We start from the raw sequence: 25,036 nt of genomic DNA on the forward strand, positions 1-25,036 counted from the left end.
GCAGCCGGGCGGCCGCCCGCGGCACTACAGCCGCCCGCAGCGCTACGGCCGGTCGTGCCCCGAACCGCGCTGGGCGACCAGCGCGTCCCGGATCTCCTTCAGCACCTCCAGCTCGGTCACCTCGATGACCTCCTGCGTGCCCTCCTTGGCCTTCCGGCGGGCCTCCATCCGGGCCAGGTACTTCGCCATGGGCAGGACCATCAGGAAGTAGACGACCGCCGCGGTGATCACGAAGCTCAGCGTGGCGCCGAGCACGGAACCCCACAGGATCCGGATGCCCTGCTCGCCCTCGCAGGCCGAGCTGAGGCAGGAGCTGTAGTGGTCGAGGTTCTTGGTGCCGATGGCGCCGACGACCGGGTTGATGATGCCCTTCACCACGGCGTTGACGATGTTGGTGAAGGCGGCGCCGATCACCACCGCCACCGCCAGATCGACGACGTTCCCGCGCATCAGGAAGGCCTTGAAGCCCTCCCAGACACTCGGATCCTTCTTCTCGCTCACCTCGGGGCCTCTCCTCGCACGAGCAGCGTGTGGAACAAAACGCTCCGCAACCTACGTCAACGCTGCGCCGAACCGAGCACCTGGGTCCCGCGAGCGAGGGGCCCGACGAGGGCGCACGCACCACGACCGCGCCCCTCACCGGCGCGGACATCACCCCCGCGCCCCTCACCACCGCAGACATAGCCACCGCGGACATCGCCACCCCGCCCCTCACCACAGCGTCACCGCCAGGCGTGCCGTGGCACTCGCGCCGGCCAGCCGGGCGGCGGTGGCACGCGGGACCGACAGCACGACCAGCGCCCCGCCGTCACTCGCGCCCTCCAGGGGCTCCGGCACCTTCGTCACCCTGGCCCCGCGCGCGACCACCCGGGCATCGCCGCCCGACACCGTCTCCTCGGCGGCGATGACGTCGACCCGGTCGCCGGGCCGCAGCAGCCGTACCGTGGCCGCGTCGGCGATCCGGACCGGGGCCGTCACCGCTCCCGCCGCGCGGCGTGGGGGAGCGGGCCGCTCCCCGGACACCGAGGCCGCGTGCGCGGGCGGGCGGGGCCGGGGATGACCGCGGGCTCCCTCGGCGTCACGCGGTCCGGCCGCCACGAGTGCGGTCGCGGTGACCGCGAGCCCGACGGCCAGGGCCCTGCGCCGGTGCCGGACCAGCCGGCCGGACCGGCAGCGCCCGCCCACCCGTACCGGATCGAATCGCGGTACCTCGCGGGTCGCGGGCACCTCCGGCCCGGGCGGGCAGGCGGGGACGGACCACGAGGGGGACGAGGGCACGTACGAGGACCGAGCGAGGGACACGGAGACCACCACCTGCGACGAGGGACCGGCTTGCGCTCCCCACGATGAGGCTTCGCCGCCCCGCCCGCTCAGGCCTGTGGACGTACCGCCGCCCTGTGGACAACTCCCTCACCCGAACGGCGACTTCCGGTCCTTGCCCGGCTCGGCCGAGTCTGTCCGGCAACGGCCTACGGCAACGCGAACCCCGGATCCATCCCACCCAGCGCGTTCACGCACAGACAGCCCCGCTCGTCCTCCCCCGGCAGCCCGGCCACCGCGTCGAACAGCACCCCCCGCAACCGGTCCACGTTCGCCGCGAACACCCGCAGCACCTCGTCGTGCGAGACGCCCTCCCCGGTCTCGGCCCCCGCGTCGAGGTCGGTGACCAGGGTCAGGGACGTGTAGCAGAGCTCCAGCTCACGGGCGAGCGCCGCCTCGGGATGGCCGGTCATGCCCACCACCGACCAGCCCTGCGCCTGGTGCCACAACGATTCGGCACGGGTCGAGAAGCGCGGCCCCTCGACCACGACCAGCGTGCCGCCGTCCACCGGCTCCCAGTCCCGGCCGCGCGCCGCCTTCAGCGCGACGGCCCGCCCGGCGGGGCAGTAGGGATCGGCCAGCGACACGTGCACGACGTTCGGCACCGTGCCGTCGGGCAGCGGCAGTCCGTCGAAGTAGGAGTTCGCGCGGGACTTCGTGCGGTCCACCAGCTGGTCCGGCACCAGGAGCGTGCCCGGCCCGTACTCGGGGCGCAGACCGCCCACCGCGCAGGGGGCGAGCACCTGGCGCACGCCGACCGACCGCAGGGCCCACAGGTTGGCCCGGTAGTTGATCCGGTGCGGAGGCAGGTGGTGGCCCCGTCCGTGCCGCGGCAGGAAGGCGACCCGCCGGCCGGCGACCTCGCCGAGGAAGAGGGAGTCGCTGGGCGGCCCGTAGGGGGTGTCCACCTGGACCTCGGTCACGTCGTCGAGGAAGGAGTAGAAGCCGGAGCCGCCGATCACGCCGATCCCGGCGTTCGCCTTGTTCGCCATGCCCCTGACCCTAACCGCACGCGCAGACACCGAGGACCCCGTCGCCGGACGACGACAGGGTCCCGTGAGCAGTGGCTCCTATGCGGCGGTGGTGCTGCCGGCCGAGCTGCTGGAGCTCGTCGAGGAGCTCGACGAACTCGACGAGCCGGAGTCGGAGGAGGACGACGAGGAGGAAGAGCTCGACGACTTCGACGCCGGCGAGCTGCTCGACGAGGAGCCGCGGCTGTCGTTCCGGTAGAAGCCGGAGCCCTTGAAGACAATGCCGACCGCCGAGAACACCTTCTTCAGGCGGCCCTGGCAGCTGGGGCACTCGGTCAGGGCGTCGTCGGTGAACTTCTGCACCGCCTCGAGGCCCTCGCCGCACTCGGTGCACTGGTACTGGTAGGTGGGCACTGTCTTCCTCCTGGCACTCTCACTCGATGAGTGCTAACGACGGTCCATCTTGACGTATTCCGGCCGTTCAGTCCACTGCCACCGGGACGCGGTGACCCACGCCACGTGCGACGGTCCGGCCCTGGGCCTTCGGGGACAGCCGGGAACGCAGGGCCAGGAGGGTCGCCAGGGCGAGCACCGTGCCGCCCATCGGCACCAGGAAACCGGCGCCGTCCCAGAAGCGGTCCTCCAGCTGTCCGGCGGCCGTGACGGCGGCGGCCTGGCCCAGTGCCACCGCTCCGGTCAGCCAGGTGAACGCCTCGGTGCGGGCACCGGCCGGGACCAGGCCCTCGACGAGGGTGTAGCCGGTGATCAGGGCGGGCGCGATGCACATGCCGACCAGCAGGCCGAGCCCGGCGAGGACCAGCACCGAGTGGGCGGCCCACAGGCCGGACGCGGTGAGGGCGAGCGCCGTGTAGCCGACGACCAGGCGCCGTTGCGGGGCCGTCTTCCAGGCGATCGCGCCGCAGACGACGCCGGAGAGCATGTTGCCCGCGGCGAAGACGCCGTACAGGACGCCGTTCAGGCCCGGCTCGCCGATCGACTCGGTGAACGCGGCCAGCGAGACCTGCATCCCGCCGAAGACGGAGCCGATGCCGAGGAAGGCCACGATCAGCACGCGCACACCGGGGACGCGCAGCGCGGAAGCGCGCTCCACGCGCGCGTGCCCGCTGCCCGACACCGAGGGCTGGGTGTTCTTCTGCGCGGCGAACAGCAGACCGCCGATCAGGGTCAGCGAGGCCTCCGTCACCAGGCCGGCGGCCGGGTCGACGGCCGTGCACAGGGCGGTGGCCAGCAGCGGTCCGACGACGAAGGTCAGCTCGTCCGTGACGGACTCGAAGGCCGCCGCGGTGGTCATCAGCGGCGAGTCCTTGAGCTTGACGCCCCAGCGGGCCCGCACCATGGGGCCGACCTGCGGCACCGAGGCACCGGTCGGGACGGCCGCCACGAACACGGCCCACAAGGGGGCGTCGAACAGCGCGAGCGCGGTCAGGGTCAGCCCGGACAGCGCGTGCAGCAGCACCCCGGGGATCAGCACGGCGCGCTGGCCGTACCGGTCGGCGAGACGGCCGCTGTAGGGCGCGAACAGAGCCATGGAGACGCCGGTGACGGCGGCGGCCGCGCCCGCGGCTCCGTAGGAGCCGGTGGTGTGCTGCACCAGCAGCACGATGGAGATCGTCAGCATCGCGAACGGCTGGCGCGCCGCGAAACCGGGGAGCAGGAACGTCCAGGCGCCGCGGGTGCGCAGCAGCCGGCCGTATCCCGGGCGGGCGGAAGCCGTCGAGTTCTTCGACTTCTTCGAGGTGACCGTGGACGCCACGGCCCGTGCCTTTCTGCCGCCTGGTAGCGCGGCCCGGCCAGCGGGCGGCGCCGAGAGCTGTCCTCTTGCGCGGAACTGCGGTAGATGCCGGGGCCCGGTGAGGAGGGGCGACCCGACCGCCATACGGTCGCGCCAGCTCTGCGTCAGGCAGAGTTGGTTCGATCTGGGTAGGCCTTCATCGTACAGGGGTCACGTGCTGGTGCGCCTGTGAAAGAGAGCACCAGAAACCCGCTCACCTTACAAACACAAACAGCGCAAAACGCTGCTCAGCGGCTCGCCCCGTCCGTGCCCAGCCACCCGGCCAGCTTGCCGCCGTGCCCGACCGCCCGCAGCCGGCTCTCGGTCGCGTCCCGGACGGGGTCCGTGGCGACCACGAGGAGTTCGTCCCCCCGCTGCAATATCGTCGTCGGCAGCGGGACGAAGGACTCGCCGCCGCGCACGATGAGCGTCACGGCGGCGCCGTGCGGCAGGCGCAGCTCGGCCACCTCCACGCCGTGCATCTTCGACCCCTGGGGGATCGCCACGGACAGCAGGTGCCCGCGCAGCCGCTCCAGCGGGGCCGACTCGATGCCGAGGTCGGCGGCCTCCGAGCCGTCGCGGAGGCGCAGCTTGCGGCCCAGCCACGGCAGGGTCGGACCCTGGACCAGGGTGTAGACGACGACCAGCACGAAGACGATGTTGAAGATGCGGCGGCTGGCCTCGACGCCCTCCACCATGGGGATGGTCGCCAGGATGATGGGCACGGCCCCGCGCAGCCCCGCCCAGGACATCAGGGCCTGCTCCTGCCACGGCACCCGGAAGGGCACCAGGCAGAGCACCACGCTCAGCGGCCGCGCCACCATGGTCAGCACCAGTCCGATGACGAGCGCGGGCACGATGTCGTCGCCCAGCTCGTGCGGGGTGACCAGCAGTCCGAGCAGGACGAACATGCCGATCTGGGCCATCCAGCCGAGCCCGTCGGCGAACCCGCGCGTGGCCGGCCAGTGCGGCAGCCGCGCGTTGCCCATCACCATCGCGGCGAGGTACACCGCGAGGAAGCCGCTGCCGTGGGCCAGCGCGCCCGCCGCGTACGCCACCACGGCGATCGCCATCACGGCGATCGGGTAGAGGCCGGAGGCGGGCAGCGCCACGTGCCGGAGCCCCCAGGCGCCCAGCCAGCCCACCGCGAGACCGATGGCCGCGCCGATCGCCAGCTCCAGCAGGATCACGCCCAGCAGCACGTACCAGTGCTCGGCCGGGCCCGCCGTGGACAGCGAGACCACGAGGATGACCACCGGGGCGTCGTTGAAGCCGGACTCCGCCTCCAGCGTGCCCGTCACGCGCGCGGGCAGGGGGATCTTCCGCAGCACGGAGAACACGGCCGCCGCGTCGGTCGAGGAGACGACCGCCCCGATGATGAGCGCCTGCCGCCACTCCAGCCCGATCAGGTAGTGCGCGGCCGACGCCGTGATCCCGACGCTCACCGCGACACCGGCCAGCGCCAGTGCCGTGGCGGACGGCAGGGCCGGCTTGATCTCCTTCCACTTCGTGCCCAGGCCGCCCTCGGCCAGGATCACGACCAGGGCCGCGTACCCGATGACCTGGGTCAGCTCGGCGTTGTCGAAGTGGATGTCGCCGATGCCGTCCTGGCCCATGGCGACGCCTATGCCCAGATAGACGAGCAGGCTGGGGAGCCCGCTGCGCGAGGAGATCCGTACCGCTGCGACGGCGACGAGCAGGACGAGCGAGCAGACGAGCAGGAGCTGGTTGAGGTGGTGAACAGTCAGCGGCCGAATCCTTCCCTGGCCCGCGCGCACCCGCGCGTGGGCTCACGTACATCGCACATGAAGCTGTGGCGCACCGCGCCAACTACTTCGTTACCTTACCTAACTCTTGACGATTTCTTGACGCTTCTGAGGGCAAGATCGAACGTCCGTCCGTGCCGGTTCCCGACTCCGCGTCAAGGGGCGCAAGGCCCTGCGCCTATCGTTGCTCCAGCGCTCAGTTAAAAGCACAGCCGAACCTGCCGCTCGCGTTAGGACAGCAAGGACAGCGATGCCCCCGAACACCACCGCCTCCACGGGTCAGCAGCCCGGCAAGTCCGGCAGGAGAAAAGGGCGTAAAGCCCGCCTGATCGTCCTCGTCCTGGTGCTGGCCCTCATCGGGGGCGTCGCCTTCGGGGCCTACTGGTCCATCAGCACCGTCCGGGCCTCCTTCCCGCAGACCAAGGGCACCCTCACACTCAAGGGCCTCTCGGGGCCGGTCGAGGTCAAACGCGACAATTACGGCATCCCGCAGATCTACGCCTCCTCGGACGCGGACCTGTTCATGGCGCAGGGCTACGTCCAGGCGCAGGACCGGTTCTACGAGATGGACGTACGGCGTCACATGGCCGCCGGGCGCCTGTCGGAGATGTTCGGCAAGAGCCAGGTCGACAACGACGAGTTCCTGCGCACCCTGGGCTGGGACCGGGTCGCCAAGGAGGAGTACGACACCAAGCTGTCGGACGCCACGAAGAAGTACCTCCAGGCCTACTCCAAGGGAGTCAACGCCTACCTCCAGGGCAAGGACGGCAAGGACATCTCCCTGGAGTACGCGGCGCTCGGCTTCACCAACGACTACAAGCCGCAGGCGTGGACGCCGGTCGACTCGGTCTCCTGGCTGAAGGCGATGGCCTGGGACCTGCGCGGCAACATGCAGGACGAGATCGACCGCGCCCTGCTGACCAGCCGCCTCGGCCCGAAGCAGATCGCCGACCTGTACCCGCAGTACCCGTACGACCGGAACAAGGCGATCGTGCAGGAGGGCCAGTACAACGAGCTGACGAGCGCGTTCGAACAGGGCGGCACGAGCGGCGCGTCGGGCGCGTCGGGCACCTCCGGTACGTCCGGCACGAGCGGGACCGGCGGGACCTCCACCGGCACCGCGGGCACCCAGGGCGCCGCTTCCGGCGCGTCCGGCGCGGGCGGCACCGCCTCCGGGGCCTCGGGCACCGCGGGTCTGGACAGCCAGCTCGGCGGCCTCACCCGGGTCCTGGACGACCTCCCGCCGGCCGTCGGCGTGAACGGCGACGGCATCGGCTCCAATTCCTGGGTCGTCAGCGGGGACCACACCATCACCGGCAAGCCGCTGCTGGCCAACGACCCGCACCTGTCGCCCTCGCTGCCGTCGGTCTGGTACCAGATGGGCCTGCACTGCCGCAGCGTCTCCAGCACCTGCCAGTACGACGTCACGGGCTACACCTTCGCCGGCATGCCCGGCGTGATAATCGGTCACAACCAGGACATCGCCTGGGGCATGACCAACTCCGGCGTCGACGTCACGGACCTCTACCTGGAGAAGATCACCGGCGACGGCTACCTCTACGACGGCAAGGTCAAGCCGTTCGAGACGCGCGAGGAGACCATCAAGGTCGCCGGCGGCGCGTCCAAGAAGATCGTCGTCCGCCAGACCGAGGACGGGATGCCCCTGCTGTCCGACCGCGACGAGGAGCTCGTGAAGGTCGGCAAGAAGGCCACCGTCGACACCGCGGCACCCGACAGAGGCGACGGCTACGGCGTCGCGCTGCGCTGGACCGCCCTGCAGCCGGGCACCACCATGGACGCCGTCTTCGCCATGGACAGGGCGAAGAACTGGACCGACTTCCGCAAGGCAGCCGCCCTGTTCGACGTGCCCTCGCAGAACCTGGTCTACGCCGACACCGAGGACAACATCGGCTACACCCTGCCGGGGAAGATCCCCACGCGCGCGGAGGGCGACGACGGCTCGCTCCCGGCGCCCGGCTGGGACCCGAAGTACCGCTGGACCGGCTACATCCCGCAGGACGCGCTGCCCTACGAGTACAACCCGGAGCGCGGCTACATCGTCACCGCCAACCAGGCCGTGATCGACCCGGACAAGTACCCCTACACGCTCACCGAGGACTGGGGTTACGGCACGCGCAGCCAGCGGATCACCGACCTGATCCAGTCGAAGATCAAGGACGGCGGCAAGATCTCCACGGACGACATGCGCCAGATGCAGCTGGACAACAGCAGTGAGATCGCCCGGCTGCTGGTGCCCACGCTGCTGAAGATCGACACCGGCGACAAGGACGTCCGCGAGGCGCAGAAGCTCCTGGAGGGCTGGGACTACACCCAGGACGCCGACTCGGCGGCCGCCGCCTACTTCAACGCGGTCTGGCGCAACATCCTCAAGCTCGCCTTCGGCAACAAGCTCCCCAAGGAGCTGCGGGTCAAGGGCCAGTGCCTGTGGGTCGAGCCGGTCAACACCACAGGGCCCGCCGACGAGGCGGAGAAGGTCCGCGAGTGCGGCCAGCGCGACCCCGACCAAGCGCAGCCGGACGGCGGCGACCGCTGGTTCGAGGTGGTCCGCAAGCTGATGGAGCAGCCGGACAGCGACTGGTGGAAGACGCCCAAGTCGGGCACCCGCCCCGGCGCCGTCAACCGCGACCAGCTCTTCAAGCGCGCGATGATCGACGCCCGCTGGGAGCTGACCGCCAAGCTCGGCAAGGACATCGACACCTGGACCTGGGGCCGGCTGCACCGCCTGTTCCTGAAGAACCAGACCCTCGGCACCGAGGGCCCCGGTTTCCTCCAGTACGCGCTCAACCGCGGCCCCTGGGAGCTCAGCGGCGGCGAGGCGACGGTCAACGCGACCGGCTGGAACGCCGCCGGCGGCTACGGGGTCGTGTGGGTGCCGTCGATGCGGATGGTGGTGAACCTCGGCGACCTCGACAAGTCCCGCTGGATCAACCTCTCCGGCGCCTCCGGGCACGCCTACAGCGCCCACTACGTCGACCAGACCGACAAGTGGGCCGACGGCGAACTGCTGCCGTGGTCCTTCTCGGACCGGGCGGTCGAGGACAGCACGGCCGACAAGCTGGTCCTCAAACCGTGAGCCACTGACGCCGGTCACGGAAACGGCCCTCCACGCGCGCGTGGAGGGCCGTTTCGCGTCAGGGCTCCCGCCGGAACCTCCGCATCCCCGACGGCGTCACTACCGCGTGCACCGGCCGGTCGTGCGGCTCCTCCGGGACGTGCTCGACGACCTCGGAGTCGTACAGCAGCACCACCAGGGCGGGATGCGCCCCCGCCCGCTCCAGCCGTGCCAGGACCCGGTCGTAGGAGCCGCCGCCCCGCCCCAGCCGCATCCCGCGCGCGTCCACCGCGAGACCCGGCAGCAGCACGGCGTCGGCCGTCGTCACGGCGTCCGGGCCCAGGCGCTCGCCCGCGGGCTCGAAGAGGGCCATCCGGCCGCCGTGCCGGACGCGCGCCAGCGAGCCCTCGCCCGTGTACTCGCCCCAGTCCAGGTCGTTGTCGGGCAGCAGGACCGGCAGCAGCACGCGCACGCCCCGGGCGCGCAAGGCGTCCAGGAGCGCGAGCGTCCCGGGTTCACTCCCCACGGAGACATACGCGGCGACCGTGCCGGCCCGCGCCAACTCGGGCAGCTCCAGGGCCCGCCCGGCCAGCGCGGCCGAGGTTTCCCGCAGGTCATCCGCCGTCAACCTGTTCCTCACCGCGAGGATCTCGCGCCGCAAACTCCGCTTGTCAGGCTCGCCCGGACGTGCGATAGGCCTCAATGGTTGCTCCCGTACCGTCGCAATACGCTCATATGAGCGCCTATGAACCGGAGCCGCAGATTCCATGCAAAGGCACCGGATAGGGTGGCGGGCATGACTCAGTCGCACCCTCGGATCAGCAAGGCTGTCATTCCCGCAGCAGGCCTCGGCACCCGGTTCCTGCCGGCCACCAAAGCCACTCCCAAGGAGATGCTGCCGGTCGTCGACAAGCCGGCGATCCAGTACGTGGTCGAGGAGGCGGTCGCCGCGGGTCTCGACGACGTCCTCATGGTGACGGGCCGCAACAAGCGCCCCCTCGAGGACCACTTCGACCGCAACTACGAGCTGGAGTCGGCGCTCCAGAAGAAGGGCGACGCCGGCCGTCTCGCCAAGGTGCAGGAGTCCAGCGACCTCGCGACGATGCACTACGTCCGCCAGGGCGACCCCAAGGGCCTCGGCCACGCCGTCCTGTGCGCCGCCCCGCACGTGGGCCACGAGCCCTTCGCCGTCCTCCTCGGCGACGACCTGATCGACCCCCGCGACCCCCTCCTCCAGCGCATGGTCGAGGTCCAGGAGCAGCGCGGCGGCAGTGTCATCGCGCTCATGGAGGTCGCCCCGGAGCAGATCCACCTCTACGGCTGCGCGGCCGTGGAGACCACCGAGGACAGCGACGTCGTCAAGGTCAGCGGCCTGGTCGAGAAGCCCGACCCGGCCGACGCCCCGTCCAACTACGCGGTCATCGGCCGCTACGTCCTCGACCCGCACATCTTCGACATACTGCGCCGGACCGAGCCGGGCCGCGGCGGCGAGATCCAGCTCACGGACGCCCTCCAGCAGCTCGCCGAGGACGAGAAGATCGGCGGCCCGGTGCACGGCGTGGTCTTCAAGGGCCGCCGCTATGACACCGGCGACCGTGGCGACTACCTGCGTGCCATTGTCCGACTCGCGTGCGAACGTGAAGACCTGGGCCCGGACTTCCGGACCTGGCTTCGCAGTTACGTAGCCGAGGAGATGTAGCACGTTGAGCAGCGCCGCGCCCCGCGTCACCGGCCAGGACCACTTCGGCCCCGACCACCTCTGGTCGGTGGACGAGCACCTGGAGGACATCCTCGCCACCGTCCGCCCCCTGGAGCCGATCGAACTGCACCTGCTCGACGCCCAGGGCTGCGTCCTGGTCGACGACATCACGGTGCCGGTGTCCCTGCCGCCGTTCGACAACAGCTCCATGGACGGCTACGCGGTGCGGGTCGCGGACGTCGCGGGCGCGAGCGAGGAGTTCCCGGCGGCCCTGGAGGTCGTCGGGGACGTGGCCGCCGGCCAGGCCGAGCCGCTCCAGGTGGGCCCCGGCCAGGCCGCCCGCATCATGACCGGCGCGCCGCTGCCGCCCGGCGCCGAGACGGTCGTGCCCGTCGAGTGGACCGACGGCGGGCTCGGCGAGGGCCCGGTGCGCGGGATGCGCGCCCGCAGCCTCGGCCCCGAGGGTGCCACGGGGCACGTGCACGTGTACCGCCCGGCCGAGGCCCGCGCGCATGTGCGCGCCAAGGGCAGCGACGTGAAGGCCGGCGACCGCGCCCTGGAGGCCGGCACGGTCCTCGGCCCGCCCCAGATCGCCCTGCTCGCCGCGATCGGCCGCGGCACGGTCCGCGTCCGCCCGCGCCCGCGCGTGGTGGTGCTCTCCACCGGCAGCGAACTCGTCCAGCCCGACACGGAACTGCGCACCGGTCAGATCTACGACTCCAACAGCTTCGCCCTCACCGCCGCCGCCCGTGACGCCGGCGCCATCGCCTACCGGGTGGGCGCCGTCGCCGACGACGCAGAGACCCTGCGCTCCACCATCGAGGACCAGCTGGTCCGCGCCGACCTGATGGTCACCACGGGCGGCGTGAGCGTCGGCGCGTACGACGTGGTCAAGGAGGCCCTGTCCCACGTCGGCGACGAGGACGAGCCGGGCAGCGGCGTGGAGTTCCGCAAGCTGGCCATGCAGCCCGGCAAGCCCCAGGGCTTCGGCTCCATCGGCCCCGACCACACCCCGCTGCTGGCCCTGCCCGGCAACCCGGTGTCGTCGTACGTCTCCTTCGAACTGTTCGTCCGCCCCGCCATCCGCACCCTCATGGGCCTCGACGACGTCCACCGGCCGACGACCCGGGCGACCCTGGCCGCCGACAAGGCGCTGACCTCCCCCAAGGGCCGCCGCCAGTTCCTGCGCGGCACCTACGCGGACGGCCGGGTCACCCCGGTCGGCGGTGCCGGATCCCACCTGGTCGCGGCCCTGGCCCACGCGGACGCGCTGATCGTCGTCCCCGAGGACACCGAGTCCGTCGAGCCCGGCGCCGAGGTCGAGGTGGTCCTGCTCGGCCGATAGGCGCTGGTTGGGGGTACCGTGTCGCGCACAGCAGGCCCGGACCGGGAGCGCCACACAGCATGAGCACGCAGGACCCACGCACGCAGAACGGCCCCACGCAGGACCGGCTGACGCACCTCGACGACGCCGGCGCGGCCCGCATGGTCGACGTGTCGGAGAAGGACGTGACCGCGCGCACCGCCCGCGCCAGCGGACGCGTCCTCGTCTCGCCGCGCGTGATCGAGCTGCTGCGCGGCGAGGGCGTCCCCAAGGGCGACGCCCTCGCGACCGCGCGGATCGCCGGGATCATGGGCGCCAAACGCACCCCGGACCTGATCCCGCTCTGTCACCCGTTGTCGGTGTCCGGTGTGAAACTGGACCTGTCGGTCGCGGACGACGCCGTGGAGATCCTGGCCACCGTCAAGACGACGGACCGCACGGGCGTCGAGATGGAGGCCCTCACCGCGGTCTCCGTCGCCGCGCTCACCGTGATCGACATGGTCAAGGCGGTCGACAAGGGAGCGGTCATCACGGACGTACGGGTGGAGGAGAAGACGGGCGGCAAGTCGGGCGACTGGAGCCGGGCATGACACGGGACGCATCCGTCGGCGGCGCACTGACCGCGCCGTACGCCGCTCTCGTCGTCACGGCATCCAACCGGGCCGCCGCCGGGATCTACGAGGACAAGGGCGGCCCGCTGATCGCCGACGGCCTCAGGCGCTTCGGCTTCGAGGTCGACGGCCCGCAAATCGTCCCCGACGGCGACCCCGTGGAGGCGGCTCTGCGCGCCGGGGTCGAGGCCAGCTACGACGTCATCGTCACCACGGGCGGCACGGGCATCTCGCCCACCGACCGCACCCCGGAGGCGACCCGCCGGGTGATCGACCACGAGGTGCCGGGCATCGCCGAGGCTATCCGGGCGTTCGGCCGGGAGAAGGTGCCGACCGCGGCGCTCTCCCGGGGCCTGGCCGGAGTGGCGGCGGGGACGCTGATCGTCAACCTGCCCGGCTCCACCGGCGGCGTGAAGGACGGCCTGGCCGTCCTGGAGCCGCTGCTGGTCCACGCCGTCGAGCAGCTCCGCGGCGGCGACCACCCCAGACCCGGCAGTGGGGGTGCGAGCTGAACAGCCCATCCTGGCCCGTCGAGCTGGTGGACGGCGACATCGTCCTCAGGCCGATAAAGCTGCGCGACCAGCGGGCGTGGCGTGAGGTCAACCGGCGCAACCGCGACTGGCTGCGCCCCTGGGAGGCGACCATTCCGCCGCCCTCGCCCGGCGGGCCGCTCGCGCACCGCCCGACCTTCCGCCAGATGGTCCGCCACCTCAGGTCGGAGGCGAACGCGGGCCGGATGCTGCCCTTCGTCATCGAGTACCAGGGGCGGCTGGTGGGGCAGTTGACGGTGGCCGGGATCACCTGGGGCTCGATGTGCTCGGGGCACGTCGGCTACTGGGTGGACGAGGCGGTGGCCGGGCGCGGGGTGATGCCGACGGCGGTGGCGCTCGTCGTGGACCACTGTTTCCGCACGGTCGGACTGCACCGCATCGAGGTCTGCATTCGCCCGGAGAACGGACCCAGCCGCCGCGTCGTGGAGAAACTCGGATTCCGTCAGGAGGGGCTCAGACCGCGTTATCTCCACATCGACGGGGCCTGGCGCGACCACCTCGTCTTCGCGCTGACGGCGGAAGAGGTGCCGGACGGGTTGCTGAGGCGCTGGCACCGGGCACGATCGGAGAGTAATCCGGGAATCCGGCACCACCCCGGAAATTGAATGCATGTTCGAAATTGATCGCCCGATGACCGTCTCGGGGCAATGAATTCCCGCCCCGGGCGGTCTGCTGATCGCATCGATCACAAAAAAAGTTCGAAATATCAGCCAGATCGTGCGACACACCGGCTCAATTGGCGGATGGCCTCACGCAAACCCCTCTACGGTGTGAGGCGTGAGCAGCAGCGGCCTCATCTACGCAGTCATTGTCGGGGCCTGGGCCGCCTACTTGGTGCCGATGTGGCTCCGTAGGCAGGACGAGCTGAACGAGGCCCGTCCGACGGAACGCTTCAGCACCGCCATCCGGCTCCTGTCCGGAAAGGCGGCCATGGAGCGCCGGTACGCCAGGGACCTGCGGGCGCGCTCCACCGAGGAGGGGGAGCAGGACGCCGACGACCTGGACGCCGTCACCGACTCGGTGGACGTCCGGGCCTTCGCCGTGTCCAAGACGCGTCCGCAGACCCAGGCGCCCCTCCCGTCGCCCGTACCCGAGCAGCCGGCCCGCCCGGCACCGCCCGCACCGAACGCGGCGGGGCCCGAGCGCGCGGGCAGCCGCGTGCCCGCGGCCCGGCGCGGTGTGTCACCGCAGGCCCAGGCGGCCGCAGCACGGGCCCGGCGCTCGAAGGTGCTCGCGCGCCGTCGGCGCACCACCACCATGCTGTTCCTCGCGTTCACCCTCGGTGCGATCGTCGCCGCGGTCGGCGGGCTCGCGTTCCTGTGGGCCCCCGGCGTGCCCGCCGTCATGCTCAGCGTGTACATCGCGTACCTGCGCACCCAGGAGCGCCGCCGCTTCGCCTACCAGATGGACCGCCGCCGGGCCGAGGCCGCGGCCCAGCGGCTGCGGGAGCGGCAGCGCCAGCCCCGCCGGCGCGCCTCGGCCGACGAGGAGAGCGACGACCCGGAGGAGGGACCCGAGCCGGTGACCGACCCCGGCCTGTCGGCCCTCGCGGCGGACCGGCGCGCGCTCGTCGAGCAGACCGACCACGCGGAGTGGGTCGACCAGCAGCGCGAGCGGCAGCGGCGGCCCGGCCAGGGCGACAGCTGGGAGCCGGTGCCGGTGCCCCTGCCGACGTACGTGACCGCACCCGTCGCACCCCGGGCCACCAGTGACGTGGACCTCGGCGCCCCCGACACGTGGAGCTCGGCCCGCTCCAGCGCGGTCACCCCGGACGCGGAGCGCGAGGCCGAGGCCGCGGACCAGGACGAGACGGACCCCCGCCCGCAGGACAGAACGGACGACGACGGGCGCACCGACGCCCGCCGGGCGGCCTCGGCGCGACGGGCCCGGGAGCGCGGGCGCACGCCGCTGTTCGACCAGTACGAGGACGGGGAGCGGCCCCGGGCCGCCAACGAATAGCCCGCGAACCCGCAGGTGACCGCCCCTGGGGAACGGATTTCCAAGCAGGCCGATCGGGGTGCTAGAGTTTCACTCGTTGCAAGGGCCTGTGGCGCAGTCCGGTAGCGCACCTCGTTCGCATCGAGGGGGCCAGGGGTTCAAATCCCCTCAGGTCCACGCAGCTCAGAGCCCGGTCGGGAAACCGACCGGGCTCTGACGTGTGTTCAGCGCCACATGCTTGCCCAAGCTTGGTCCGGCCGTGGATCTTCTTGACGATCTCGCCGCGGATACTGGGGCGTCCGGTCGATGCGCTCGCCGCGGAGGTGCTGTGGCTCACCTCGTTCCCGACACCGTCGCCGCCGTCGTCGCGGGCGGGATGAACGTGTTCCTCGTCCGGGCGGCGTGGCTGCACTGGACCGGCTCCGGCCGGGCGCCCGACATCCCTTTCGGGTACTCGTGGAACCCCTCGGTCGTGCGCGGGCACGAGCGTGGCATCGTCGCCCTCGCCGCCTGGCTGGTCTGCCTGACGGTCGCCGTCGCCGCCATCGCCGTCGCCGCGGACGGCGCGGGACCCGCCGCGTTCGATGTCGGCGCGGTCTTCCTCCTGGGCTCGTACCCCTGGCTGCTGCTGCATGTGACGATCGCGTGGTTCAACTGGCCGAAGGTGCTGGTGCCGCCGCACATGCGGGGCGAGACCGGCTCGGTGACCGAGTGGTGGCGGCACCGAAGGGGGCGGCGTGCCCCGCGGGACAAGGGCCGCGGCCGGGACGGTCGCTGAGCACCCGTCAATCGGCGGGCCGGAGCTGCTTCGCGAAGCAGCGGCTCGACTCGTAGTGGCGGTAGTAGCCGAACTTGGCGCACGGCTCGTAGCCGCTGGACGTGTACAGGGCGATGGCCTCGGGCTGCTTGGTGCCGGTCTCCAGGACCATCCGGACGCGGCCGGCGGCCCGGGCGTCCTCCTCCAGGGCGGCCAGGATGCGGCGGGCGAGGCCCCTGCCGCGCATCTGCTCGATCACGTACATGCGCTTGAGCTCGGCGTCGCCGTCCTGGTTGCCCTCGTCGTTCGCGTCCTGCGCGCGCCAGCCGCCGGAGGCGACCGGGGCGCCGTGCTCGTCGTACGCGATCAGGTAGATGCCGTTCGGCGGCTCGAAGTCCGCCGCGGCCATCTCCGTGGCGTCGCCGTCGTCGCCGTAGCGGGCGGCGTACTCGGCCTGGACCTCGTCGTTGAGTTTCACGGCGTCGGGGTGGTCGAAGGAGACCCGGCGTATGTGCATGCCAACCACGGTATGTGATCCGGAACTGGACTCCGTCCAGAGTGCGGGTATCGTGCCCGGGTGCTCACTGTGACCTCTGTGAATGTGAACGGGCTGCGGGCCGCCGCGAAGAAGGGCTTCGTGGAGTGGCTCGCCGAGACCTCGGCCGACGTGCTGTGCCTGCAGGAGGTGCGGGCCGAGCCGGAGCAGCTGCCCGAGCAGGTCCGCGCGCCCGAGGGCTGGCACGTGACGCACGCGCCGGCCGCCGCCAAGGGGCGGGCCGGGGTGTCGCTGTACAGCCGGCGCGAGCCCGACCGCGTCCAGGTCGGTTTCGGGTCCGCCGAGTTCGACGGCAGCGGGCGGTACGTGGAGGCCGACCTGCCCGGGGTCACCGTCGCCTCGCTGTATCTGCCCTCGGGTGAGGTCGGCACCGAGCGGCAGGACGAGAAGGAGCGCTTCATGGGCGAGTTCCTCGCCTATCTGAAGGGGCTCCGGGAGCGGGCCGCCGCCGAGGGGCGCGAGGTGCTCGTCTGCGGCGACTGGAACATCGCCCACCAGCGGGCCGACCTGAAGAACTGGCGCGGCAACACCAAGAACTCCGGGTTCCTGCCCGAGGAGCGCGAGTGGCTCGGCCGCGTCCTCGACCCGGCCGACGGCGGCTACGTCGACGTCGTGCGCGCCCTGCACCCGGACACCGAGGGGCCGTACTCCTGGTGGTCGTACCGCGGGCGGGCCTTCGACAACGACACCGGCTGGCGGATCGACTACCACGTGGCCACCCCGGGGCTCGCCGGGCGGGCGGTGAAGGGGGTCGTGGAGCGGGCCGCGACGCATGCGGAGCGGTGGTCCGACCACGCGCCGGTGACCGTCGTCTACGAGCGTTAGGGCCTGCGCATCCTGCGGTCCAGCGCCAGTGACAGCTCCGCCTCCACCACGCTCCGGGCCAGCGGGCGCAGGCGGGGCAGGTCGGTTTCGGAGGCGTGGCGCAGGACCAGGTCGGTGAAGAGTCCGGCGAGGGCGTCGGCGTGGGTGCGGACCTGCTTGGCCGCGGCGAGGACCTCCGCGAGGGGGATGCCCTCGCGGACCAGGGCGGAGGAGACGTCCAGGAGGCGGCGGCTGATGTGGACGATCTCGCCGCCGTCGGCGCCGAGGTAACCCAGTTCCATCGCGGCCGCGAGGTTCTCCGGGGTGGCCTCGCCCGCGAAGTGGTCGGCGAGTTCCTCGGGGGTGAGGTGGACCGGCTCCTCCTCGGTCGGGGCGCCGACGCCGAGCAGGTCCCCGACGTCCCGGCCGTGGTCGAAGGCCTCCGCCAGCTCCGCGATGCCGCTGAGGGTGTGGCCGCGTTCCAGCAGGGCGGTGATCGTGCGCAGCCGGGCCAGGTGATCGTCGTCGTACCAGGCGATCCGGCCCTCGCGGCGGGGCGGCGGGATCAGCTTGCGTTCGCGGTAGAAGCGCAGGGTGCGCACCGTGATCCCGGCCAGGCGGGCCAGCTCTTCCATGCGGTATTCACGCTTCTCTGACACCTGGGCACCTTAAGGCGTACCGCGGGTAACTTTCCCCGTCCGCCCCCTACCCATCAGTACGGCGCTGCCCTACTCTCCCATTGCGCCAGTGTTCACTGGCGCGGTTCTCGTGGTGTGTGGAGGTGTCGGCATGGGCGAGCGCGAGCACGTGCGGGTCGCGGTGGTCGGGTCCGGGTTCGGCGGGCTGGGGGCCGCCGTGCGGCTCCGGCGCGAGGGCGTCACCGACTTCGTCGTCCTGGAGCGGGCGAGCAGCGTCGGCGGCACCTGGCGGGACAACAGCTACCCGGGCTGCGCCTGCGACGTGCCGTCCCACCTGTACTCGTTCTCCTTCGCGCCCAACCCTGACTGGCCGCGCACCTTCTCGGGGCAGGCACACATCCGGGCCTACCTGGAGCACGTGGCGGACACGTTCCGGCTGCGGCCGCACCTCCGCTTCGACTCGGAGGTGAAGCGGATGAGCTGGAACGCCGAGCGGCTGTGCTGGGACATCGAGACCAGCAGCGGGAACCTCTCCGCCGACCTCGTCGTGTCGGCGACCGGGCCGCTGTCCGACCCGAAGGTGCCGGACATCCCCGGCCTCGACTCCTTCCCCGGCAAGGTGTTCCACTCCGCCCGCTGGGACCACGACTACGACCTGCGCGGCAAGCGCGTCGCCATGGTCGGCACCGGCGCCTCGGCCATCCAGATCGTGCCGGCCGTCCAGTCGGACGTCTCCCGGCTCACCCTCTTCCAGCGCACCCCGCCGTGGGTCCTGCCGCGCATGGACCGGGCCATCAGCGGCGCCGAGCGGTGGCTCCACCGGCAGCTGCCCTTCACCTCGCAGCTGCGGCGCGGACTGCTGTGGGGCATCCGGGAGCTGCAGGTCCAGGCGTTCACCAAGCGCCCGAACGAGCTGGGCTTCGTCGAGCAGCTGGCCAAGCGCAACATGGCCCGGGCCATCAAGGACCCGGCGCTGCGGGCGAAGCTCACCCCGGACTACCGCATCGGCTGCAAGCGGATCCTGCTGTCCAGCGACTACTACCCGGCGCTCGCGCAGCCCCATGTGGACGTCGTCGCGAGCGGGCTCGCCGAGGTGCGTGGCTCGACCCTGGTCGCCGCCGACGGCAGTGAGGCCGAGGTGGACGCGATCGTGTTCGGCACGGGCTTCCACGTCACCGACATGCCCATCGCCGAACGGGTCGTCGGCGCGGACGGGCGGACCCTCGCCGAGACGTGGAAGGGCGGCATGGAGGCCCTGCGCGGCGCCTCCGCGGCCGGCTTCCCGAACTGGATGACGATCATCGGGCCCAACACGGGCCTCGGGAACTCCTCGATGATCCTGATGATCGAGTCCCAGCTGAACTACCTGGCCGACTACGTCCGCACGCTCGACGTCCTCGGCGGCCGGGTCGCCCTCGACGCCCGCCCGGACGCGGTGAGCGCCTGGAACCACCGGGTGCAGGAGCGCATGAAGCGCACCGTGTGGAACACCGGCGGCTGCACCAGTTGGTACCTCGACGCGAGCGGCCGCAACACCACCATCTGGCCCGGCACGACGGCCGAGTTCCGGCGGGCGACGAGGCGGGTGGACCTCGCGGAGTACGACGTCCTGCGGCCGCCCGTCGCCGGGACCAGCGAGGAGCACGCCGCGGAGAAGGCCGGGGTGGACGCGTGAGCCGTCTCCTCCACGTCGAGTCCGGACCGTACGCGCCGCCCGTCCCCGTGCGCGAGCTGACCGCCGTCTCCGCCGACGGCGCCCGGCTGCACGTCGAGATCCACGGGCCCGAGGACGCCCCCGCCGTCGTCCTCGCCCACGGCTGGACCTGCTCCACCGCCTTCTGGGCCGCGCAGATCCGTGAGCTGGCCGCCGACCACCGGGTCATCGCCTACGACCAGCGCGGCCATGGCCGCAGCCCCGCCAGCCCCGCGTGCAGCACCGACGCCCTCGCCGACGACCTGGAAGCCGTCCTCGACGCCACCCTCGCCCCGGGCGAACAGGCCGTGATCGCCGGGCACTCCATGGGCGGCATGACCGTCATGGCGGCCTCCGGGAGAGCCGCCTTCCGGGCGCACGCGGCCGCCGTCCTGCTGTGCAGCACGGGCAGTTCGCAACTGGTCGCGGCCGCCACCGTCGTCCCGCTGCGGCCCGGGTGGGTGCGGACCTGGCTGACCCGGCGGATCCTCGGCTCGCGCGCCCCGCTCGGGCCGGTCACGCCCCTGGCCCGGCAGATCCTCAAGTACGGCACCATGGGCCCCGGTTCGGCCCCGCACATGGTCGAGGCCTGCGCCCGGATCGTGCACGCCTGCCCCCGCCAGGTCCGGCACAGCTGGTCGCAGGTGCTGGACCTGCTCGACCTCGACCACGGGGTGCGGGAGTTGACGGTGCCCACGGCCGTCGTCGTCGGTACGGCGGACCGGCTGACCCCGCCGGCCCAGGCCCGGGCCCTGTGCGCAGCGCTGCCCCGGTGCACCGGGTTCACCGAGCTGCCCGGCATCGGCCACATGATCCCGATCGAGGCGCCCGAGCTGGTCACCGGGAAGATACGCGAGCTCGTCACCACACACATCCAGGTCGTATCCGAGGAGAGCGCATGAGCAGGGTGAGCCTCGAAGGCAAGGTCGCCGTGGTGACCGGGGCGGCGCGCGGCGTCGGGGAGCTGCTGGCCCGCAAGCTCTCCGCGCGCGGCGTGAAGATCGCCCTGGTCGGCCTGGAGCCGGACGCGCTCAAGCAGGTCTCCGGGCGGCTGCACAGCGACAGCGACCACTGGCACGCCGACGTCACCGACCACGAGGCGATGGCCCGGGTCGCCGAGGAGGTCAAGGAGCGGTTCGGCCGGGTCGACATCGTCGTCGCCAACGCCGGTGTGGCGACCGGGGGTCCGTTCGCCGACTCCGACCCGGAGTCCTGGCGGCGGGTCATCGAGGTCAACCTGGTCGGCTCGGCGGTGACCGCCCGCGCGTTCCTGCCGATGCTGCTGGAGAGCCGCGGCTACCTGCTGCAGATCGCGTCCCTCGCCGCGATCACCCCGGCGCCGATGATGACCGCGTACTGCGCGTCCAAGTCGGGCGTGGAGGCGTACGCGCACAGCCTGCGCGCCGAGGTCGGGTACCGGGGCGTGAAGGTCGGCGTCGGGTACCTGTCGTGGACCGACACCGACATGGTGCGCGGGGCCGACCAGGACGACGTCATGCGGGAGTTGCGGCAACGGCTGCCCTGGCCGTCGAACAAGACCTATCCGCTGGGCCCGGCCGTGGACCGGCTCGTGGCCGGGATCGAGCGGCGGTCCAGCCATGTGTACGGGCAGTGGTGGCTGCGCGGGATGCAGGGCGTGCGCGGCTACCTGCCCGGGGTGATCGGGACGGTGGGGCAGCGGGAGATGCGGCGGTTCGCGGACCGGCTCACGGGCATGCGTACGGGCCTGGTCGGAGCCGGGGGAGCGGCCGACGAACAGCAGTGCACTACGCTCCGTAAGTGATCGACATGCGCAGGGTCACGACCCGTGTGAATCTGAACGAGCCAGATCCCCTCACCCCCAACGGGAGTGAACCCACATGGGTATGAAGGACCAGTTCCAGGAGAAGTCCGAGCAGTGGCAGAACCAGGCCCGTCAGAAGGCGGACCAGGCTCGCGAGCAGATGCAGGGCCGCGGCCGCCGGCGTGACGAGGACATGGACCCCTCGCAGCCGCAGCGCGACCGCGAGCGTGACCGTGAGCGCGAGCAGGAGGACCGCTTCGACCAGGACTACGACGCCTGACGACGCGTGCTGAGCGGACTGGGGCGCCCCCGTGCGGGGCGCCCCTTTCCCCTGTGTCCCCTCTCCCCTGTGTTCCCTGGGGCCGTCACGCCCTGGGCGGCAGCTTCGGACGCGAGCGGTCCGGTACGTCGCTGTAGGTGGGCGGGGTCGCGGGCGGGTTCGTCTCCAGCAGCCCCAGGGCGAGTTCGACCGCGTCGGTCAGCTGGGCGTGCCGCCCCTCGGCCCAGTCCAGCGGGGTGCGCAGGACGTCGATGTCGGGGGCGACGCCCTTGTTCTCCACCGACCAGCCGTAGGCGTCGAACCAGGCCGCGTTCATCGGCACCGTGATCACTGTGCCGTCGCCCAGCTCGTGGCGGCCGGTCATGCCGACCACACCGCCCCAGGTGCGCTGCCCGACGACCGGGCCGAGCTTCAGCAGCTTGAACGCGGCGGTGATCATGTCGCCGTCGGAGGAGGTCGCCTCGTCGGCCAGGGCCACCACCGGGCCGCGCGGCGCGTTCGAGGTGTACGACACAGGCTGGGCGTCCCGGGTCAGGTCCCAGCCCAGGATCGTGCGGCTCAGCGTCTCGATGACCAGCTCGCTGATGTGGCCGCCGGCGTTGCCGCGCACGTCCACGATCAGCGCGGGCCGGGACACCTCCATGCGCAGATCGCGGTTGAACTGTGCCCAGCCCGAACCGCCCATGTCCGGGATGTGCAGATAGCCGCAGCGGCCCCCGCTCAACTCCCGCACCACCGCACGCCGTTTCGCCACCCAGTCCTGGTAGCGCAGCGGCCGCTCGTCGACCAGCGGCACGACGGCGACCCGCCGGGGCGGACCCGCGCCCTCCGCGGGGGAGAAGGTCAGCTCCACCGTCGTCCCGCCCGCGCCCGCCAGCAGCGGGTACGGGCCCGCGTCCGGATCCACCGGGCGGCCGTCGACATGGGTGAGGACCGCGCCCTCCCGGATGCCCGTACCGGCCAGCGGGGAGCGGGCCTTGGAGTCGGAGGAGTCGCCGGGCAGGATCCGCTTGACCATCCAGCCGCCGTCCCGGCGTACGAAGTTGGCGCCCAGCAGGCCCTGCCGGCGCTGGTAGTGCGGCGGGCCCTCGTTGCGCCGGGCGGGGGAGACGTACGCGTGGGAGGTGCCCAGCTCGCCCAGCACCTCGCGCAGCAGGTCCGCGAACTCGTCCGGGGACGCCACCCGTTCGACCAGCGGACGGTACTGGTCCAGCACCCCGTCCCAGTCGATGCCGCACATGCCCGGATCCCAGAAGTAGGCCCGGATCAGCCGCCCGGCCTCCTCGTACGCCTGCCGCCACTCCGCCGCCGGGTCGACCGTGTGCAGGATGCGGCGCGCGTCGATCCACACCGTCGAGTCGGCGTCGCCCGGTTCGTGGGACGGGACCGCGCGCAGCTCGCCCTCGTCGACGATCACCAGCCGGCTGCCGTCGCCGCTGACCGCGAACCAGTCGAGGTGCTGGGCGAGTTCGGACTTCTTGGCCTTGGTGATGCCGAAGTGCTCCAGGGTGGGCCGGCCGCTGGTGTCGTCCGGGTTGGCGAACGTCTCGCCCAGCGCGCCCGAGATCGGCCAGCGCAGCCAGACCAGGCCGCCGCCCGCCACCGGGTGCAGCGCCGAGTACTTGGAGGCGGCCACCGGGAAGGGCGTGACCCGGCTCTCCAGGCCCTCGACCTCGACGGTGACGGCCCCGCTGTCGCCGTTCTCGTCGTCCTCCACCGGGTCCAGGCCCCCGGCGGCCGGGCGGCCCTCCGGGTTCACCGCGAAGGGGGAGGGCGTCGCCGAGGACAGCGGCACGAGGTAGGGGCGGCAGCCCAGCGGGAAGGACAGGTCGCCGGTGTGCACGTCGTAGACGGGGTCGAAGCCGCGCCAGGACAGGAAGGCGAGGTAGCGGCCGTCGCGGGTGAAGACCGGGTTCTCGTCCTCGAAGCGGCCGTTGGTGACGTCGACGACGAAACGGTCCTGGATCCGGGCCAGTTTGATCTGCCGCAGCGTCCGCCCGATGCCCGGGTGCGACCAGGTCAGCCACGCCCCGTCCGGGGAGAACGCGAGGTCGCGCACGGGCCCGTTGATCGACCGGATCAGCTCGGTGACCTCGCCGGCCGAGCCGGTCGAGCTGGTCGAGCTGGTCGGGCCGGCCTCGTCGGCCGAGTCCTCCGTGACGTCGACGAGGAGCAGTCGCCCGTCGTGCGAGGCGACCGCCAGCAGCTCGCCCTCCGGGTCCGAGACCAGCTCGCGCACCCGGCCCAGCGCGCCCCGGGCCAGCCTGCGGGGTGCCCGGTCGCCGCTCGCCCGGGGCAGGGAGGCGATCTCGATCGCGTCCTCGCCCTCCGCGTCCGTCACGTACGCCACCCGGCCGCTCCCGCCGAGCATCTCCGGCAACCGCACCCGGACGCCCGGGGTGTCGGTGAGGGTGCGGGCCGGCCCGTCCCGGTGGGTGAGCCAGTACAGGCTGCCGCGTACGACGACGGCACTGGCCCGCCCCGTCTCGTCGACCGACACCCCGTCGACGTGCTGGGACGCCGCCACCTGGTACGGGCGCCGCCCGGCGCGCGGCCCGCTCAGCCGGACGTCCAGCCGGCGCGGCTCGGAGCCCGGGGACAGGTCGTCCACCAGCCACAGATCGCCCGCGCACTGGTACACCACCCGGGTGCCGTCGCTCGCGGCGTGCCGGGCGTAGAAGGCGTCGTGGTCGGTGTGGCGGCGCAGGTCGGAGCCGTCGTAGGCGCACGAGTAGAGGTTGCCGACGCCCTCGTGGTCGGAGAGGAACACGATCCGGCCGCCGACGAACAGGGGGGAGTGCAGATGGCCGCCCAGGCCTTCGAGCAGCCGTTCGCCGTGCAGCCACAGCCTGCCCGTGGCGCCGCCCCGGTAGCGCTTCCAGGCGGCCGGTTCATGGGGCGGGGTGCCCGTGAGGAGGAGGGTTTTGCGCTCGCCGTCCAGGTCGGCGACCTGGATGTCGGAGACCGGTCCCCAGGGCAGTTTGCGGCCCGGGTCGCCGTCGGGGGAGACCTTGTAGGCCCACGTGAAGTAGGAGAAGGGCTCGCCGTGCGAGGCCACGGCCAGGATCTCGCCGTCCGGGGTCCAGCCGCAGACCCGGGTGTCGGCGCTGCCCCAGTGGCTCACCTGCCGACCTGGGCCGCCGTCCACGGGAACGAGGTGGACCTCGGGCCCCAGGCTGCGCCAGCTCGTGTACGCGAGGTGCCGGCCGTCCGGCGAGAAACGGGGGTGGCCGGCCTTGGTGCGGTCGACGGTGAGCCGCCAGGCACGGCCGGGGCCGTCGAGCGGGGCGAGCCAGAGGTCGTCCTCGGCCACGAAGCACAGCAGGTCGTCATGGAGGTGCGGCAGACGCAGATAGGTCACGTCTTCATGCTTTGCCGGGGGATGGAGTGGGGCAAGTTCAGACAAAGCGGTTTGCCGGGTCGGCTGGTGACCCAGAACACGTACGAAACGGTTTCGTTCTCATAGGGGCTGCGCTACAT

General features: G+C 72.1%; 23 protein-coding genes and 1 tRNA gene. 14 read left to right on the plus strand and 10 right to left on the minus strand.

Annotated features, from left to right (window positions below; translation table 11 throughout):
* Window positions 1–42: 42 nt before the first annotated feature.
* The 6 genes from mscL to ABZ386_RS31260 all read right to left on the minus strand — a co-directional run bounded on the left by mscL (window position 43) and on the right by ABZ386_RS31260 (window position 5,861).
* Window positions 43–501: a large conductance mechanosensitive channel protein MscL gene (gene mscL, locus ABZ386_RS31235; protein WP_351339054.1), complete on the minus strand. Its 459-nt coding sequence runs from the start codon at window positions 499–501 to the stop codon at window positions 43–45.
* Window positions 502–711: 210 nt separating this feature from the next.
* On the minus strand, window positions 712–1,227 hold the full coding sequence (locus ABZ386_RS31240) for a hypothetical protein (protein WP_114253578.1): 516 nt from the start codon (window positions 1,225–1,227) through the stop codon (window positions 712–714).
* Between the two features lie 242 nt (window positions 1,228–1,469).
* Entirely contained in the window at window positions 1,470–2,312 is an 843-nt protein-coding gene (locus ABZ386_RS31245) for an S-methyl-5'-thioadenosine phosphorylase (protein WP_351339056.1), read from the minus strand.
* Between the two features lie 78 nt (window positions 2,313–2,390).
* On the minus strand, window positions 2,391–2,705 hold the full coding sequence (locus ABZ386_RS31250) for an FmdB family zinc ribbon protein (RefSeq protein ID WP_351339058.1): 315 nt from the start codon (window positions 2,703–2,705) through the stop codon (window positions 2,391–2,393).
* A 67-nt stretch (window positions 2,706–2,772) separates the two neighbouring features.
* Window positions 2,773–4,065, minus strand: a complete 1,293-nt coding sequence (locus ABZ386_RS31255; RefSeq protein ID WP_351339061.1) for an MFS transporter — start codon at window positions 4,063–4,065, stop codon at window positions 2,773–2,775.
* 266 nt (window positions 4,066–4,331) lie between these two features.
* Complete coding sequence (locus tag ABZ386_RS31260; protein ID WP_351339064.1) at window positions 4,332–5,861, minus strand: potassium/proton antiporter; 1,530 nt, start codon at window positions 5,859–5,861, stop codon at window positions 4,332–4,334.
* 238 nt (window positions 5,862–6,099) lie between these two features.
* Here ABZ386_RS31260 and ABZ386_RS31265 point away from each other — a divergent pair, with 238 nt between their 5' ends.
* Window positions 6,100–8,943, plus strand: a complete 2,844-nt coding sequence (locus ABZ386_RS31265; protein WP_351339066.1) for a penicillin acylase family protein — start codon at window positions 6,100–6,102, stop codon at window positions 8,941–8,943.
* Between the two features lie 58 nt (window positions 8,944–9,001).
* Here the strand turns inward: ABZ386_RS31265 and ABZ386_RS31270 are convergent, their stop codons facing one another.
* Window positions 9,002–9,625, minus strand: coding sequence for a 5-formyltetrahydrofolate cyclo-ligase (locus tag ABZ386_RS31270; RefSeq protein WP_356617427.1), 624 nt, complete (start codon window positions 9,623–9,625; stop codon window positions 9,002–9,004).
* A 93-nt stretch (window positions 9,626–9,718) separates the two neighbouring features.
* Between ABZ386_RS31270 and galU the strand changes: the two genes are divergently transcribed.
* The 8 genes from galU (at window position 9,719) to ABZ386_RS31310 (ending at window position 15,823) form a co-directional block, all read left to right on the plus strand.
* Window positions 9,719–10,621 carry a UTP--glucose-1-phosphate uridylyltransferase GalU gene (galU, locus tag ABZ386_RS31275; protein WP_114253565.1) on the plus strand — a complete coding sequence of 301 codons (903 nt, stop codon included), beginning with the start codon at window positions 9,719–9,721 and terminating at the stop codon, window positions 10,619–10,621.
* Window positions 10,622–10,625: 4 nt separating this feature from the next.
* Window positions 10,626–11,966, plus strand: a complete 1,341-nt coding sequence (glp, locus tag ABZ386_RS31280) for a gephyrin-like molybdotransferase Glp (protein ID WP_356505663.1) — start codon at window positions 10,626–10,628, stop codon at window positions 11,964–11,966.
* Between the two features lie 59 nt (window positions 11,967–12,025).
* Window positions 12,026–12,535: a cyclic pyranopterin monophosphate synthase MoaC gene (moaC, locus tag ABZ386_RS31285; protein WP_351347525.1), complete on the plus strand. Its 510-nt coding sequence runs from the start codon at window positions 12,026–12,028 to the stop codon at window positions 12,533–12,535.
* A complete protein-coding gene (locus ABZ386_RS31290; protein ID WP_358966927.1) occupies window positions 12,532–13,068 on the plus strand; it encodes a MogA/MoaB family molybdenum cofactor biosynthesis protein in 537 nt (178 codons plus the stop codon). The genes moaC and ABZ386_RS31290 overlap by 4 nt, the downstream gene beginning before the upstream one ends.
* Before the next feature lie 23 nt (window positions 13,069–13,091).
* Window positions 13,092–13,712, plus strand: coding sequence for a GNAT family protein (locus ABZ386_RS31295; RefSeq protein WP_232840759.1), 621 nt, complete (start codon window positions 13,092–13,094; stop codon window positions 13,710–13,712).
* A 172-nt stretch (window positions 13,713–13,884) separates the two neighbouring features.
* Window positions 13,885–15,066, plus strand: coding sequence for a gephyrin-like molybdotransferase receptor GlpR (gene glpR, locus ABZ386_RS31300; RefSeq protein ID WP_351347529.1), 1,182 nt, complete (start codon window positions 13,885–13,887; stop codon window positions 15,064–15,066).
* Between the two features lie 82 nt (window positions 15,067–15,148).
* Window positions 15,149–15,222 (plus strand) — tRNA-Ala (locus tag ABZ386_RS31305).
* Between the two features lie 151 nt (window positions 15,223–15,373).
* Window positions 15,374–15,823, plus strand: coding sequence for a hypothetical protein (locus ABZ386_RS31310; protein WP_351347531.1), 450 nt, complete (start codon window positions 15,374–15,376; stop codon window positions 15,821–15,823).
* A gap of 7 nt (window positions 15,824–15,830) precedes the next feature.
* On the opposite strand, the gene ABZ386_RS31315 is transcribed toward ABZ386_RS31310, so the two are convergent.
* On the minus strand, window positions 15,831–16,319 hold the full coding sequence (locus ABZ386_RS31315) for a GNAT family N-acetyltransferase (RefSeq protein ID WP_356505659.1): 489 nt from the start codon (window positions 16,317–16,319) through the stop codon (window positions 15,831–15,833).
* 60 nt (window positions 16,320–16,379) lie between these two features.
* On the opposite strand from ABZ386_RS31315, the gene ABZ386_RS31320 reads away from it, so the two are divergent.
* Window positions 16,380–17,183 carry an exodeoxyribonuclease III gene (locus ABZ386_RS31320; RefSeq protein WP_351347535.1) on the plus strand — a complete coding sequence of 268 codons (804 nt, stop codon included), beginning with the start codon at window positions 16,380–16,382 and terminating at the stop codon, window positions 17,181–17,183.
* Here ABZ386_RS31320 and ABZ386_RS31325 read toward each other — a convergent pair.
* Window positions 17,180–17,821 (minus strand): MerR family transcriptional regulator, encoded by a 642-nt coding sequence (locus ABZ386_RS31325; protein WP_351347537.1) that lies wholly within the window; start codon window positions 17,819–17,821, stop codon window positions 17,180–17,182. The genes ABZ386_RS31320 and ABZ386_RS31325 overlap by 4 nt on opposite strands.
* Window positions 17,822–17,951: 130 nt before the next feature.
* Between ABZ386_RS31325 and ABZ386_RS31330 the strand changes: the two genes are divergently transcribed.
* The 4 genes from ABZ386_RS31330 to ABZ386_RS31345 all read left to right on the plus strand — a co-directional run bounded on the left by ABZ386_RS31330 (window position 17,952) and on the right by ABZ386_RS31345 (window position 21,556).
* The gene (locus tag ABZ386_RS31330) at window positions 17,952–19,475 is read left to right on the plus strand and encodes an NAD(P)/FAD-dependent oxidoreductase (RefSeq protein WP_358966931.1); all 1,524 of its coding nucleotides are present in this window, start codon (window positions 17,952–17,954) and stop codon (window positions 19,473–19,475) included.
* Window positions 19,472–20,395: an alpha/beta hydrolase gene (locus tag ABZ386_RS31335; protein WP_358966934.1), complete on the plus strand. Its 924-nt coding sequence runs from the start codon at window positions 19,472–19,474 to the stop codon at window positions 20,393–20,395. Before ABZ386_RS31330 ends, ABZ386_RS31335 begins: the two co-directional genes overlap by 4 nt.
* Complete coding sequence (locus ABZ386_RS31340) at window positions 20,392–21,276, plus strand: SDR family oxidoreductase (RefSeq protein WP_355714409.1); 885 nt, start codon at window positions 20,392–20,394, stop codon at window positions 21,274–21,276. The genes ABZ386_RS31335 and ABZ386_RS31340 overlap by 4 nt, the downstream gene beginning before the upstream one ends.
* 76 nt (window positions 21,277–21,352) lie before the next feature.
* Window positions 21,353–21,556 carry a hypothetical protein gene (locus ABZ386_RS31345; protein WP_114253539.1) on the plus strand — a complete coding sequence of 68 codons (204 nt, stop codon included), beginning with the start codon at window positions 21,353–21,355 and terminating at the stop codon, window positions 21,554–21,556.
* A gap of 85 nt (window positions 21,557–21,641) precedes the next feature.
* Here ABZ386_RS31345 and ABZ386_RS31350 read toward each other — a convergent pair whose 3' ends face one another.
* Window positions 21,642–24,917 carry a S41 family peptidase gene (locus ABZ386_RS31350; protein WP_358966937.1) on the minus strand — a complete coding sequence of 1,092 codons (3,276 nt, stop codon included), beginning with the start codon at window positions 24,915–24,917 and terminating at the stop codon, window positions 21,642–21,644.
* Between the last annotated feature and the right edge of the window lie 119 nt (window positions 24,918–25,036).

This window comes from Streptomyces sp. NPDC006140 (assembly GCF_040628815.1).
Lineage (GTDB): Bacteria > Actinomycetota > Actinomycetes > Streptomycetales > Streptomycetaceae > Streptomyces.